The following is a 15,242-nucleotide window of genomic DNA, read 5'->3' as shown; positions in this document are numbered from 1 at the left end:
TGTTAAATAATATCAAGACAAGACAAGACAAGACAAGACAAGACAAGACAAGACAAGACAAGACAAGACAAGACAAGACAAGACAAGACAAGACAAGACAAGACAACTAATATATTATATATTGAAAATTATAGCCGATGTTTGCAATTTTGATAATTGTAAATATCGGCTATTTGTGTTTTAAATATTTTGGAGGCAATTAATGACTGAAAAATTAAGAAAAGATATTGATAATATAGTTTGGTGGATACCTTTTAAAAAATTAAGAAATTCTATAAGGAATTTACTTTATGATCATTTTGAAAATCTTAATTATTTATATGATAAAGTAAGCAATATAGATAACATATTAACGTATACAAATTCAAAAGATATCACTAGTATAACAGATTCAAATTTTGGATATAAAAATATTTGTATGTTAGCAGCATACAATGATAATTATTTTGATACTTTTAGAAAAAATAAATATTATATTACTGTACTTGAACATGTTAACTATGAAATAGCTAATTTATGTTTAGATATTATATTAAAAAGAAAATCTTTTGAAAAAGAGAATTTTGAAGATTTTAAAAGAAATGATTTATATGGAGGTGCAGATATTAAAGAATTTAGAGAAATTGGTAAAATAGCCCCTACAACTTTAAGATATATAAAAATATTATCAGATTTAATTATCTATTTTCAAAATTTGAATGGTTTGAGAATATGTGAAATAGGAATTGGATATGGTGGTCAATCGAGGATAATAATGTCTTATTTCAAAAATATCGAAAGTTATACATATATTGATTTAGATTGTGCTTTGGAATTATCAAAGAAATATATTAGTAAATTTGATGATATTGATATGTCTAAATTGAATTTTTTAACTTTAGATAAATTGGATGATAATGATTATGAGTATGATATTTTTATTTCAAATTATGCTTTTAGTGAACTCACAAAAGAAATACAAGATATTTATACAGATAAAGTCATAAAAAAATCCAAACATGGTTATATATTATATAATAATATAGCTAATTTTGATAATTATAAATTAGAAGAATATAAAATAAAATTTTCAAAAGATATAAAAATATATGAAGAAGAACCAAATACACATCCTTTAAATAAAATGTTAATTTGGTAGTAATAATTAATTATTAAATTATCATTTATAATAACAGTTATTTAAATAAAAACATTCATAAAAAAAATATGAAAAATTTATTACTAATTTCATACTATTTTGTTTTACATAAAACAAAATAATATAATAAAGAGGGTAAAAATGAAAAGAATCTATTTACTATTTATCATTTTTGTGCTTGCAATTTCTTGTTCTAATAAAACAGAAAGCACTCAAAATGTAGCTGTAGGCACAGATGCATCTGCTAATAATAATGCAGCAGAAGAAACTCAATTAATTTCAAATACTCAAACTTTTGAAGGCGATTTCGTTTATTATGCTGATTCTGCTAATTTCAGCAATTACACAGAAATGAAAACTTATCCTGTAGCTATGGAAGGCGAGTATCTTAATTTAGAGAGAGAATATACAGGATTTAATTTTGCTGAACCTACTAAAGTTAATCTTAAAGTTGAAGGTTATTTAGAAGAAAGACCTGGTATGGAAGAAGGCACTACAAATATGTTTTTAATAGTTACAAAAGTTATAGGTTTTGATACTAATAAAACAACTCCTTTATTCCAAGAATAATAAAGTTTAATTAGATTATATGATGCTGGCGTATAATTTTTTATATGTCAGCATTTTTATTTTTTTAATATATTGTTTATCATTAAATATATAATTACTTATCAAAAAATAATATTTACTATTTACAAAAATGGCTATTAAGATATAATCTCTTTTTATATTATGATTATTTTTTGTTTGGGATATTTATGAAAAAAATTAATATACTTATTTGTTTAATATCTATAGTAATTACATTTACTGCATTATTTTCTGTGAATTATTTAAGTAAAAATGATTCTGATACTTCTTTAAGCAATATCAATATAATGAATAGTACTTATAAAGAATCAAGAGATTATATATTAGATGATTATTATATATTAGATTATCCTAATAAAGAGCAGAAATTAAGAGAAATATTTAAATCAGTTCCTATAGCTTCAAGACTGAAATACAGAGCTAGTTTAATATCTCATTTGGGCGAGGAAGAAATTGTCATAAATGGTATTGATATAAAAAATGATGATGAAGTTTTTGGTATTTTAAATAATAATGCATTAGAAAATTTTAATCCTGATAATTCAATAATTATAAGTAAGTCAATAGCTTCTGTATTGGATGTTAATACTAATGATACTATAATATTAAAACTTATTACAAAAACAGGACATTATAATGCTGAAGAATACACTATAATAGAAGTGTCTGATAATATAAATTATAATTATGCTTTAATAGATATAAATAATTTAAATAATTTTGTAGGTTTGGAAAATGCTGCTACTGAAATATATGTGAAGCAGAATATAAGCGACGATAAATTGTTTGATTATGATAATGATATAAATCAAATTTTTGGAAATGGCTTTGCTGCTTATACTAAAAAAGATATTTTGGGAGATGATTATAAGGTTAATGAAAATGATTCTAAATATAAAATATATATAATATTAATATATTTATTTGTTTTACTTTCTATATTTATATTTATTAATTCATACACTATTTACAGCTATAGAGAATTATTAAAATCAAAATTATTATATAGTGCTTCTGGATTTGCTATATCTTTCATTATATATTTCTTTATATTATTGTATAAGGGCAAATTAGAATTTGATTATATATATCCATTACTTTTTATTATAAATATATTATCAGTTATTATAGCCAATGTTAAATATCAGGTTTGGGAGAAAGTATTTTTACAGGATGAGGAGTATAAAAAAAGTAAGAATATATTAATTATATTTGGACTGGTATGTACTTATATAATAGTATTTTTGGTATTGTATATATCATTTTTTACATTTGCAAATAAATCAAAAGAAAATATTAATAAAGAATCACATGAAAAAATTTTTAGAATAGTAAAGAATAACACTTCAAGAAATACATTTTTATTCAATGGTTCTATAGATTTATCTACAAATAATAGTATAACTAATTTATTATTTAAAGAAATTACTTCTTATGATGAGTATGCTGATATAGAGACAGTATTAACTTTTCCTGTTGGAGTTGTTATAAGAACAGGAAGCATATATTCAAGAGTTTATGCTTATGATAAAAATATATTAGAAAATGGAATGAGCGTATCAAATATCATCGTAGAAGGTGAGATGTTTGAAAGTCCTAAAAGAGAAATTATAATAGGTAAGGATTTAGCCAATTACTTAAATTTGAAAATAGGAGATGCTTTATCACTTATAGCAAAAGCATCAAGAGGATGGCTTGAAACAGGATATTTTTATGTAAGCGGTATATACGATTTGAAAGATAAAAATTATGATATTATAGGCGATGTAACTGCTATGAATAGTTTTATATATCTTAAAGAAGGTGATAAATCTCCTTATAATGAAAGTATAATAGTTTTTTCTAGCAATGATGATATATATTCGCTTTTAAATAAAAGTGAAATAATAAATAATAATGATTTGAAAATTGTTTCTGCTGAAAAAGCATATTATATTATAAATTCCAGCTCAATTAAAAATATTACTATTTTACTTATAATAGTTTTATCTTTTTCGCTTTCTTTGTTATCTTCATCTGTATTATCTCTTTTTCACAGAAGATTATCGAAGTATATAAATGCTTGGAATAAAAGTTTATTATTAAATGGTTTATATGGTTTATCTTTTATTATTTCTTTAATATTATCTATTGTAATAATATCTATATTTATGATATTTAGTATTAAATTGGTGTTATTTAGTTTATGTATAGTATTATTATCATTTGTACTATCGCTTTTAATATCTAATTACAATTATATATAGAGGTTAAGGATTAAAAATGAATTTTTTAAAGAAAGTATCAAAAAGAAATAAAATAATATTTTTAGTAGTGATTATATTTTTATTTATAATGCATCTATATATGTATAAAACAGCTCATTCTATGAGGGTTAGATATATTACTGTAGAGTTTGAAGATTTGCCTAAAAGTTTTGATAATATGAAATTGGCTTTGGCTGCAGATATGCATGCTGGGCTTTATATACCTGAAAGTCATGTAAGAAGAATGTCTGACTTAATAATGAATGAAAAACCTGATATGATATTATTTGCAGGCGATTATATTTATAGTGCCCCTCATAAATTCAGTCATTATGATAAAAAGAATACTGAGAAATTCAATAATGGTATAAAAGGTTTAGAAGCTAAATATGGAAAATATGCAGTTTTAGGAAATCATGATAATTGGGAAAGCACTGAAGATGTTTCTAATGCTTTATACTCTAATGGATTTAAAGTAATTGATAATGATATTTTGTTTATAACAAATGAAAGCGGAGAATATATATCTATTGGAGGAGTAGGAGATTTTTTAACTGATGATGTTAAATTTGATATCGCTACTAGTAATGTTAAAGCCGAAGATTTCCATATACTATTATCTCATGAACCTAATATACCTTTGAAAAGAGCAAAAGACGGAGGATATATGAAGTTTATAGATTTCTTTTTCTCAGGACATACACATGGCCTTCAGATAAGTTTTCTTCCTATGTGGGTATGGGAAGGAATAAATAAAAATAGAGAATATCCTCTTTTTCCTGCTGTTTACGGACTTATGAATTATGCCAATATGAAGGTTTATGTTACTTCAGGAATAGGGGCTGTGCTTATGCCTTTTAGATTATTTGCTTATCCTGAAGTTGTTATAATAACTTTAAAAAGCAGTAAATAATAAAATAATAAAAAATAGGCTTTAAATATTAAAATTTAAAGCCTATTTTATTTTTTTATAATTAAACTTTCTTAAAATATTTTTGTATAAAAGTGGCAGTAAGGCATAGAACCTTTTCTAGCGTAATAATTCTGATGATAATCTTCTGCCTCATAAAAGTTTTTATACGGCCTTATAGTTGTAGCAACATCATATTTTTTTTCTCTTAACATAGCAACATATTTTTCTGCTGTTTCTTTTTCTTCATCATTCTGATAGAAAATTGCAGATAAATATTGAGATCCTATATCAGGGCCTTGTCCATTTTTTTGAGTAAAATCATGAGTTTCAAAGAAAAGTTTAACCAATTCTTCATACGTAGTTTTTTCAGGATCATAAGCAACTCTTACAGTTTCTAAATGTCCTGTAAGTCCTGTGCATACTTCCTGATATGTAGGATTTACTTTATGTCCTCCTGCATATCCGCTTACAACTGAAAGAACCCCTTTTGATTTTTCAAACCAGTATTCTGTACCCCAGAAACATCCGGAAGAAAAATATGCATATTTTACATTTTCAGGCATAGCTGTACTATTGTTCATATTGTTACCTTTATCATTAATATTTTGACTGTTAAGTTTTTCAGAGCATGAAATAATTGATAATAAAGATAAGATTGTTATTATTATTTTTTTTATCATAGTATATATTAAACTCCGTAATTTTAGATTTGCTGTTCTTTATTATCTTGAAATATTATTTATTTTTCAGAATTTTCATTATTATTTTCATTAGTGAATTTATTAACGAAATTTAAAGAAACAGAATTAATGCAGTATCTAGTCTCTTTTTCTGTAAAACCTTCTCCATAGAATACATGTCCCATATGTCCGCCGCATTTAGCACATACAACTTCAATTCTGTCGCCGTCAGGTACTAATTTGATATTTTCTTTTATAGCATCATCAAAACTAGGCCATCCTGTTCCTGAATTAAATTTTGCCTCAGAATGAAATAATGGAGTATCGCAGATTTTGCATGTATATATTCCATCTTCTTTTATATTTAAAAGATCTCCTGAGAAAGGAATTTCTGTACCTTTATTAATTAATACATGATATTCTTTTGCTGAAAGAGTTTTAGTTTCATTACAGACATTACATACTTCTTTATTATCTGCTTCATCACATGATATAACGATTATCAAGATTGAAATTAGTATTAATATATTTCTTAACATAATTACTATTATATAAATTTTTCTTTAAAAATCAATAGCATTATACTACCTATGTATGTTTAAAGGGAATGAATATGCAGTTCTATCTCTTAAATCAAATATATTTCCGGCAGTATCTATTAATTTATAATCAAACATATGTGTAAATTTCTTATATTTTATCTTAGCTGGTAATTGTATACTTTCTATATTACCAGAATAAGCATCTATTCTGTAAAGAACCATAGCATCAACTTGATTGTTAGACATTTTTTCCTGTATTATAGCAGGAGTATCTAAATATACTTTATTATCTTCTTTTAGATAAAAGAATCCTCCTATATAATGATTAAGGAATGAAAGAAATTGAATTTTCCAAATTATTTTTTTGTTGCTGTATAATGAAACTGATTCATCATTATCTACCAAAAGTAATTCTTTATTAGCAGTATAGAAAATTTTAGAAACTCTAATGTCAGAATATCCTATTAACTCTTTATTTTCAGTTAAAGTATTAAAATTTAGATAATTTATAACTTTATTTTCTGTTATAGAAGGATATGTAAATATAATTCTATTTTCATCAAAGCATCCACTTCCGATGTGTATATTTTCTTTTAAAGTATGCATAGTTTTTTTAGTTTGTACATCATACACAAATATTTTCATTATATTTACTTCTCTTGCTCTAATTAATATATATCTTGGATTTCCTGTGAAAAATGCCTCATATACATAAAGATTATTTATCTCTAATAATACTTTATTTGTTCCTATTTCTATTATTTTAAATACATTATTTTGAGAATCATTGCCTGTAACAGAAATGGTCATAATTTTAGTTCCATCCAATGACATATCAATTATAGAGTATGATCTTGCATTTTTATGAAATGTTCTGCATATATCTAATTTGAAGTCATATAAAAAACTATTACAGCTTCCTTTATAATATGGTGTAAATATACCTTTATTTGTTTTTTGATTTATATATATGTAATAATCATCTTTTTCAATTTCATTGTATAAAACGTTTTGCTTAGATATCATCAGTAATTCTCCTAATTTCTTATTTTTACTATCATCATTGGTTCTATTTTTACATTAGAGTTATTTTCTAATACAGCATAATAATCATAAATTTCTATAACTTTAGCTGATGTTATTAGTGTTTCTTCATTTTTATAAAATCTATATTTATAGAGCATTTCGCTTGTATACCATACATCTCCTTTCTGATTACTTCTTACAGATACATATCCTTTGGTATTTTCATTATTTTCAACAGGTATCTTAGGGATATTACTTATATTATTTGTTGTTGCATTTTCTGGAAGTTTTAGAACTTTATCTACTCTGTATATGTTAAATTCATCTCCTTTTTTAATATTATTATTTTTACCAATATTTATATATAATTTATTATCTTCTATTCTAGTTATTATTCCTGTTATAGGAGGATTTCCTAAATATTTTGTTATATTATTAGCAATCTTATTTAATGCTACTGCAGACGCTGCTCCCAATGCTGTTTCTGTAAAAAGAGCATCTTCTGATGAATATACGGGGCTATTATTAGGTAATGTGTAAGCTCCAGTATCAGTAAATGATTGTACTGTTTTTAATGAATTTATATCAATAAGATTTACTTTAAATTTAACATTAGCAGTATCTTTACCGCCTTTTTTCAAATTAAAATCTAATATTTCACCTGTTATTATATAATCGGAATTAAATGTTTCTTTAATAAAATCAGATGCTAATTGCAAATTAGTTTGCATACTTTTATATGATGCTACAATATCATAAGAGGTAAAATATGATATTAAAAGATCATAGTCTGTAACATTTAGCATTTTTGTATTTATTAATGAATCTTCTAATACTCTAGGTATACCATCATCAGCTTTATATTCTTCTATCCAAGTTTCATCGGCACATTCAAATGGTAATATAGTTATTGTTACAGAATATGCATTAATACTAAAGATTAGCATTATAATTAATAATATAAGTTTATTTTTTAAAAAAAGCATATCATTAATAATCTTTATCTATATCTTCTTCTTTTTTAGGGTTTTTACATGCCATTAATGCATTTATAGATATTAATGACAATAATATTCCAAAAATAAAAATAATTTTTCTAAAAAAGTTCATTATAAAATCCATTATGTTTATTATATCATATATTATATTAAAAAGTTAAACAATTTCAATAATCAACATAAATATTTTTATAGTAATTCTTTTGTGAAAATATATTTGACAACTTAATTAACATAATATATCATATATAGATGAATAATAAAAATGAAAAAAAATTGAATGATAAAGCTTTAAAAACAATAAGTCAGGCTAATAAAAAAGCTGTTATACTGATTATTTTTTCTATAATATTTTCAGTATCACTTATTGTTATAGTATTTTATTACTTTTTTATAAGTAAATTAGATATAGCTAAAAAGAATGATGAACCTTTATACTTTTCTGTTTTATTTATAGATGATAATAATGATATTTACGGTGCTTATGTTGGTATAATATCTAGTTTGAATAATAGGATAGGTTTAATAGGTTTGCCTAGAAATATAGCATTATGGGAAAATAATGATTCATCTCCAGAAGTCTTAGAACAGTTATATAAAAATGGCGGAGAGAATGCAGTTTTCAGAGCAATAGAAAATTCAGTAAATAAAAAAATAACTTATAGAATAGCTATTGATAATAATCAAATATCTGATATTATAGATTTGATTGGCGGCATTAAAATGTATGTTGAAGAGCCTATTAATTTTAAAGATGAGGAGAAAGGATACGAACTATCATTTGATATAGGCGAATGGATGTTTACAGGAAAAAAGATAATATCATATCTTCATTATTTAAATATGAAAGGATATGAGGACATAGAAACTTTATACAGATTGGAAGATGTTGTAGTTAATTCTATGATAGCTTTAATACAAAGTCCTCAGCTTAGAAATATTATACATTCTAAAGATATGAGAAATGCTATATTTTCAAAAATTAAAAGTAATTTAAGACCTCCTGATATTAAAGCAATGATGAATATACTTGCAAACAGTAATGAAAGAACATTAGTTATAGAAAATATTGATGCAAGAGTAGATGACAATGGTATTTTGACTCCTATATTTGAAGGAAGTGCTTTTATTAAGCAAATGGACGATTTGACATTATATGTTGAGCTTAAAACACAAAAAAGCGAATTGAATAATGAAGATGTAAGTTTAACAGTATTGAATGCTACAACAGTTAGCGGACTTGCCGACAGAATAAATATTAGAATGCGTTACAGAGGTTTTTCTGCTGGAGAATACGGCAATTTTGGTACTAATCTCAATGAAAGTGTTGTGCTTATAAGAGACGGACAAATTGAGAAGGCATTTATGGTTGCCAATGAAGGCAGAGTAACAAGAGTATATGCAAAGACAGATAGAAGAGTATTAAATAATGCAGTATTAATTTTAGGGAATGATTACTATGAAATTACACAATGATAAAAATAATGAAAATAATGAATTAAATAATAATGAAGCAAATGAGCTTTTAGAAACAAAACTTAAAAAAAGAAAGAAAAAATTTATAGATAAAGAGAAGGCTAAAGAATTAACTTTAAAAGCTGCTAAGGCTTTATATGATAAAAAACTTGAAGATATTGTTATATTGGATTTAGAAGATGTAACAACTCTTTCAGACTTTTTTATATTGGCTACAGCTTCTTCTTCTCCTCAAATGAAAGCAGGTTCAGATGCAGTTTATAAGGATTTAAAAGAAGATGGAGTTCTTCCTTATGCTGAAAATGACAATGATCCTGAAGGTGTTTGGTATTTGAGCGATTATGGTTTTTTAGTTGTTCATATCTTTACTGAGGAAGGAAGAGAATATTATAATCTTGATAAATTATGGCATGAAGCTAAAAAAATAGATATGCCTGAAATATAATTTTTTATTTTAATATTTTGGAGTATTTTATGAAGAGAATTACTATTATACTATCAATTATTTTTATATTTTCTAAGATGTCATTTGCAGCAAGCGGTTGGCAATTTGGTTTTATGGTACCTATAGGTATGAGTTTAGGTTTCTATAATATTGGATTTGATAATAATGTGTCTGAAGAGTATAAGAAGAATTATAAAAAAGACAGCGGTACAGTTGGTTTTGATGCCGGAGTAAATATTTATGGTGGATATGCTGTATCAGATGGAGATATAGGAATAAGTTTATTATTAGATTTAGGATATTCTCATGATTCATTTGGATTATCTGGTTCCTATAAAGAAAATAACACAGATTATACAAAAAAAGAATATTATACTTTTGAAAATTTATCTATAGGTATACTTCCTAAATTTCATTATGATAATTTTGCTTTTGGTTTAGGAATAGGAGTAAAACTTCCTTTATATTTAACACATTCTATGGAGCTTACTTCAGGAAATACAACAACAAAAACAGAAGGTCATTATGATATTAATAATATGAATAATGTAATGAAAAATTCAGTTATTACTTATGTTAAACTTACATTTGATTATTCTTTCTATGTTCATGAAAAAGTTGCTCTTTTATTGGGTGCTTATATAGGAACAGATTTCGGTATAGATTTGAGAGGTACAGATGGTTATTATGATAGTGCTAATAAATGGGTTAAAGTAATTGACAGCAGAAATTTGGCTTCATTTGATTTAGGCATTCAATTAGGTATTAAAATAGGAGAGAATTTATTTGATTAATAATAAAATAATATAATTTAAAAATCTCTAGCAGCTAACTATATATGAATTATAGTAGTTTCTAGAGATTTTTTATTATACCTAGTTTATTAAATAAAAAGATTAATTTTATTTTGATTATCAATTATAAATAATAATAATTTTATATTTGCAAAAAAATATTGACTATGTTATAATTCTTAAACTAAAAACTTATGTGCCTGTAGCTCAATTGGATAGAGCATCAGATTGCGGTTCTGAAGGTTGGAAGTTCAAATCTTCTCAGGCACGTTGCTATATTAGGAAAGATGTCCGAGCTGGTCGAAGGAGCACGATTGGAAGTCGTGTGTGCTTAACCGCACCGTGGGTTCGAATCCCACTCTTTCCGTATACATGTTCTTTTTATTTTATTACATCTCTTATAACGGGGCTCTACGGCAGTTGATGATGAATCCGCCAGGTTCGGAAGGAAGCAACGGTAAGTCAACCCAACTGGGTGCTAGTTCTCCTGTTATAAGGGGCTTTTTTATTAATTTCTTTTATAAATCCCATTTTAATTATTTTTTTATATTTTTACTTGTTAATATCTTGACAAAAACAATGTATTTTTATACAATGTATTATTATATTGTTTTTTAGGAGAATTTTTTGATATGGCTACTAAAAAGAAAGAAACTGCTGAAGTAAAAAAAGACGGTAAGAGTGAAGCTATTGAAGCCATTACCGATCAGATAAATAAAAAATATGGTCCTGGTTCTTTTATGAGACTAGGAAGCAATAAAACTGTTAATGTTGATGTTATATCCACAGGGGCATTAACTCTTGATCATGCCTTGGGAGTAGGGGGAGTTCCTCGAGGAAGAATAATAGAGATTTACGGACATGAGGCTTCTGGTAAAACTACATTAACTTTGCATATCATAGCTGAAGCTCAAAAGGCTGGAGGTTATGCTGCTTTTATAGATGCTGAACATGCTCTTGATCCTGTATATGCTAGTGCTTTGGGTGTAGATATTGATAATTTATACATTTCTCAGCCGAACAGCGGTGAAGAAGCTCTTGAAATATTAGAGAAAGTTGTTTCTTCTACTGCTTTTGATATTGTGGTTGTAGACTCTGTTGCAGCATTAGTTTCTAAAGCTGAACTTGCAGGAGATATAGGAGATGCTCATATAGCTTTACAGGCTAGACTTATGAGTCATGCTTTGAGAAAACTTACTGCCATAATAAGCAATACTAATACTGCTGTAATATTCATTAACCAATTAAGACAAAATATTGCTACTACAGGTTATGGTGCTGGACCTACTGAAACTACTACAGGCGGTAAGGCTTTGAAATTCTATTCTTCTGTAAGACTTGATATAAGAAGAACTGAATGGATTAAAAAAGGCGATGATACTATAGGACATAAAGTAAAAATAAAAGTTGTAAAAAATAAATTGTCATCACCGTTTAAAGTGGTTAATTTAGAGATAATATTTGGTAAGGGTATATCATCTGAAGGACTTTTGATAGACTTGGCAATGGAAGCAAAAATCATTACAAGAAGCGGAGCTTGGTTCTATTATAATGGAGAGCAGATTGCACAGGGTAAAGAAAAAGTAAGAGAATTACTTGCATCAGATCCTAAAATGCGTATGGAGCTTGAAATACAGATTAGAGAAACATTAAATATGGGCGGAGCTGATAAGGTGAAAGAAAAACTTGCTGAATATTTAGAGGAGCAGAAAAACGGCGGTGCTAAAGAAGCATCAAAAGAAAATAATGATGATGAGAATAATGAGTCTGCATCTTCAAAGAAAAAATCTAAAAAAGCAGATGAAGATGATTCTAATCTTTTAATGAGTGCAGAAGAGGCTTATTCTGATGATGACGATGAAACTTACAGTGATAATGATTTTGAGGATACTATTGTAACACCTGTAAAAAATTAATTTATATTTTTATATATATCTATAAAAGGGGCTTTTTTATAAAATTAGCTCCTTTTTTATTTTTGTTTAATAATATAGTTATATTATTAGTATATACATATTTTTATAAAATGTTATAATACTAAAACTATAATATTGAATGTTTGAATATTTTGAATGAAGTTAATAAAATTTTTATTTATTTTTACAATTATATATACATTAATAATAATTAAGCCTTTAACCGCTCAAACTAATCTTCAGGCTGGTCTTTATATAGGGGCAGATTTAAATGGAAGATTCAGTCCTTATATGGATGGTGGCGGAAAGATTATGCTTTTTTATAGATTTATTTCTGATGTTTTTCCAGGATATATTTGGGAAGGTATAAAAACAGATGTAGGTATAAGCGATCATATAAGTGCTGAAATGAATAGGCTTACAGTATTTGTAAATAGTTCTATTTCTGAATATTTTAATATAGATGTTAAAGTATCTATGCTGAATTATTATCTTTCTTATGCTAAAAGAGGGTTTGTAAATTTTAATAGTCCTAAAGATGAATTTGGAACTAATGGTATAGCAAATGCTCCTAAAACTTCTAATTTATCATTTGAGGCTGAAGCAACACCTACATTTAAAGTCAGTCTTTTTAGATCTTTATTTGAAGGAAGGGGATTGATTTTGCAGGCAGGACTTACTTTCAAATATGCATATAATATGTTTGGAAAATATCATTTGGATTATGATTTGCTTTTAATTAGGGATCAAAATGATATATCGTATAAACTTGATTCTATGATACTTTTTGATTTAATGCCATTAACTGTTGGTATTAATTATATGCTTGCTTATATGAACAATACCAAACAATTATGGCATTCAATAGGTGCTTATGCTCATTTCCAGTATGAATTCATAAACAGACTTTATGCAGAAGTAAATTTGAGAATAGGGCAGTATTTAGGACACCCTGAATTTTCAGCAACCTTATATTTTGATATGAATGCTATGATTACATATAGAATAATATAAAAATTATTTTCTTGATTCACAAACTTCTATAAACATATCAAATATATTCTGCATTTTTACTATTCTAGAACTCATTAATTCAGGATGCCATTGTACTCCTAAAATAAAAGAATCTTTTTTCTTATATTCTATAGCTTCTATTATTCCATCTTTTGCAGTGGCAGTTACTTTGAAATCTTTAGCTACTTTATCAACAGCCTGATGATGAAAACTATTTACTTCTGATGTTTCATCCAACATATCATAAATTATGCTGTCTTTTACTATTTGAATTTTATGTGTTGCAGTATGATATTCAGCTGTTTGACTATGAAGTATATTAGTATTTCTTTGACTTGGTATATCCTGTATTAAAGTTCCGCCGAAATAAACATTTATAACTTGTATTCCTCTGCATATACCAAATATAGGCTTATTCATTTCAACTGCATATTTCATCAATGTAAAATCAAATTCATCTCTTTCAGCTGAAATTGTTCCTATTTTTTCTATAGGTTCTTCATCGAATCTGAATGGGTGAACATCTACTCCGCCTGTCATTATTATGCCGTCAACATTTTCAACCATTTTTTTTATGATTTCTTCATCTTCTGTAATCGGCATTATGAAAGGTGCTCCTTTAGATCTTATAACAGAATCAACATAAGAACGATTAATGAAAGCTTTTGGTATAGAATTATTTTCATATAAAAGATTTCCAGATAAACCTATAACAGACATAAATATATCCTTTATTCAAGTAAAAATTTGCATATATATTACAGGTAAAATAATTTTTTTACAAGAGATTGGGGGCGGGTGGGCGGGCTGAGTAAAGCATTATTAAATATTAGAATTAACATAATATAGTTGACATAATTAATAAATAGTATTATTTTATATTTATTTTGTAGGAATTGAAAATGAAAGATGATAAATTGACTAAAGAGGAAGTAAAAATAAGTAAATTTGTTAGTTTGGTATTAAGGCATAAACCTGAAAATATAGGACTCACATTATCAAAAGACGGCTGGGCGAATGTTCAGGAATTAATTGAAAAAATTAAAGCTGCTGGAAAAAATATAAATAAAGATATTCTTGAAAGGGTAGTATTATATAATGATAAAAAAAGATTCAGCTTTAATGGTAATCATACTTTAATAAGAGCAAATCAGGGACATAGTATAGATGTAGATTTACAATTTGAAGAAAAAGAGCCTCCGGAAATATTGTTTCATGGAACTTCAATTAGTAGTATAGAAAGCATAAAACAGGAAGGCATAAAGAAAATGGGAAGGCTTCATGTGCATTTATCCCTTACAGAAGAAACTGCTAAAAAAGTAGGAGAGCGTCATGGAAAGCCAGCAATAATAAAAATTAATTCAAAACAGATGTATGAAGATGGTATTAAATTTTATTTATCTGAAAATAAAGTTTGGCTATGCGATTATGTTGATCCTAAATATATTATAGATGTGATTTAA

15 protein-coding genes, 2 tRNA genes and 1 other RNA gene are annotated in these 15,242 nt (G+C 26.1%); 13 read left to right on the top strand and 5 right to left on the bottom strand.

Going from position 1 to position 15,242, the window contains the following annotated elements; all coding sequences use genetic code 11:
• The first annotated feature begins 202 nt into the window (after window positions 1-202).
• From BRSU_RS14340 to BRSU_RS09165, 4 genes are all read left to right on the top strand, one after another.
• On the top strand, window positions 203-1,138 hold the full coding sequence (locus BRSU_RS14340; protein ID WP_209435142.1) for a putative sugar O-methyltransferase: 936 nt from the start codon (window positions 203-205) through the stop codon (window positions 1,136-1,138).
• A 141-nt stretch (window positions 1,139-1,279) separates the two neighbouring features.
• On the top strand, window positions 1,280-1,708 hold the full coding sequence (locus BRSU_RS09175; RefSeq protein WP_048595027.1) for a copper homeostasis protein: 429 nt from the start codon (window positions 1,280-1,282) through the stop codon (window positions 1,706-1,708).
• Between the two features lie 188 nt (window positions 1,709-1,896).
• Complete coding sequence (locus BRSU_RS09170; RefSeq protein ID WP_048595026.1) at window positions 1,897-3,975, top strand: ABC transporter permease family protein; 2,079 nt, start codon at window positions 1,897-1,899, stop codon at window positions 3,973-3,975.
• A 16-nt stretch (window positions 3,976-3,991) separates the two neighbouring features.
• Window positions 3,992-4,888, top strand: a complete 897-nt coding sequence (locus BRSU_RS09165; RefSeq protein ID WP_048595025.1) for a metallophosphoesterase — start codon at window positions 3,992-3,994, stop codon at window positions 4,886-4,888.
• Window positions 4,889-4,959: 71 nt separating this feature from the next.
• Here BRSU_RS09165 and msrA read toward each other — a convergent pair whose 3' ends face one another.
• Genes msrA through BRSU_RS09145 form a run of 4 tightly spaced genes read right to left on the bottom strand, consistent with a single transcriptional unit; the run spans window position 4,960 to window position 8,122 of the window.
• The gene (msrA, locus tag BRSU_RS09160) at window positions 4,960-5,568 is read right to left on the bottom strand and encodes a peptide-methionine (S)-S-oxide reductase MsrA (protein ID WP_048595024.1); all 609 of its coding nucleotides are present in this window, start codon (window positions 5,566-5,568) and stop codon (window positions 4,960-4,962) included.
• A gap of 59 nt (window positions 5,569-5,627) precedes the next feature.
• Complete coding sequence (gene msrB / locus BRSU_RS09155; protein ID WP_048595023.1) at window positions 5,628-6,107, bottom strand: peptide-methionine (R)-S-oxide reductase MsrB; 480 nt, start codon at window positions 6,105-6,107, stop codon at window positions 5,628-5,630.
• Between the two features lie 45 nt (window positions 6,108-6,152).
• A complete protein-coding gene (locus BRSU_RS09150; protein WP_048595022.1) occupies window positions 6,153-7,136 on the bottom strand; it encodes a hypothetical protein in 984 nt (327 codons plus the stop codon).
• An 11-nt stretch (window positions 7,137-7,147) separates the two neighbouring features.
• A complete protein-coding gene (locus BRSU_RS09145; RefSeq protein ID WP_048595021.1) occupies window positions 7,148-8,122 on the bottom strand; it encodes a hypothetical protein in 975 nt (324 codons plus the stop codon).
• Between the two features lie 264 nt (window positions 8,123-8,386).
• Here BRSU_RS09145 and BRSU_RS09140 point away from each other — a divergent pair, with 264 nt between their 5' ends.
• From BRSU_RS09140 to BRSU_RS09110, 8 genes are all read left to right on the top strand, one after another.
• On the top strand, window positions 8,387-9,610 hold the full coding sequence (locus BRSU_RS09140; RefSeq protein WP_048595020.1) for an LCP family protein: 1,224 nt from the start codon (window positions 8,387-8,389) through the stop codon (window positions 9,608-9,610).
• Window positions 9,594-10,055 (top strand): ribosome silencing factor, encoded by a 462-nt coding sequence (gene rsfS, locus BRSU_RS09135; RefSeq protein ID WP_048595019.1) that lies wholly within the window; start codon window positions 9,594-9,596, stop codon window positions 10,053-10,055. The genes BRSU_RS09140 and rsfS overlap by 17 nt, the downstream gene beginning before the upstream one ends.
• 29 nt (window positions 10,056-10,084) lie before the next feature.
• Window positions 10,085-10,849 (top strand): hypothetical protein, encoded by a 765-nt coding sequence (locus BRSU_RS09130; RefSeq protein ID WP_048595018.1) that lies wholly within the window; start codon window positions 10,085-10,087, stop codon window positions 10,847-10,849.
• 196 nt (window positions 10,850-11,045) lie between these two features.
• A tRNA-Arg gene (locus BRSU_RS09125) sits at window positions 11,046-11,119 on the top strand.
• 11 nt (window positions 11,120-11,130) lie between these two features.
• Window positions 11,131-11,216, top strand: a tRNA-Ser gene (locus BRSU_RS09120).
• Window positions 11,217-11,250: 34 nt separating this feature from the next.
• Window positions 11,251-11,345: signal recognition particle sRNA small type (ffs, locus tag BRSU_RS14335), an RNA gene on the top strand.
• A 136-nt stretch (window positions 11,346-11,481) separates the two neighbouring features.
• Complete coding sequence (gene recA, locus BRSU_RS09115) at window positions 11,482-12,765, top strand: recombinase RecA (RefSeq protein WP_047101015.1); 1,284 nt, start codon at window positions 11,482-11,484, stop codon at window positions 12,763-12,765.
• Window positions 12,766-12,921: 156 nt separating this feature from the next.
• Window positions 12,922-13,779, top strand: coding sequence for a hypothetical protein (locus BRSU_RS09110; RefSeq protein WP_048595017.1), 858 nt, complete (start codon window positions 12,922-12,924; stop codon window positions 13,777-13,779).
• A 3-nt stretch (window positions 13,780-13,782) separates the two neighbouring features.
• Here BRSU_RS09110 and BRSU_RS09105 read toward each other — a convergent pair whose 3' ends face one another.
• The gene (locus BRSU_RS09105) at window positions 13,783-14,499 is read right to left on the bottom strand and encodes a gamma-glutamyl-gamma-aminobutyrate hydrolase family protein (RefSeq protein WP_048595016.1); all 717 of its coding nucleotides are present in this window, start codon (window positions 14,497-14,499) and stop codon (window positions 13,783-13,785) included.
• A gap of 182 nt (window positions 14,500-14,681) precedes the next feature.
• On the opposite strand from BRSU_RS09105, the gene BRSU_RS09100 reads away from it, so the two are divergent.
• Window positions 14,682-15,242, top strand: a complete 561-nt coding sequence (locus BRSU_RS09100; protein ID WP_048595015.1) for an RNA 2'-phosphotransferase — start codon at window positions 14,682-14,684, stop codon at window positions 15,240-15,242.

Origin of the sequence: Brachyspira suanatina (assembly GCF_001049755.1) — a bacterium.
Classification (GTDB): domain Bacteria; phylum Spirochaetota; class Brachyspiria; order Brachyspirales; family Brachyspiraceae; genus Brachyspira; species Brachyspira suanatina.
Note: the sequence above shows the minus strand (reverse complement) of the source record. Positions and strands in the feature narration are given on the sequence as shown.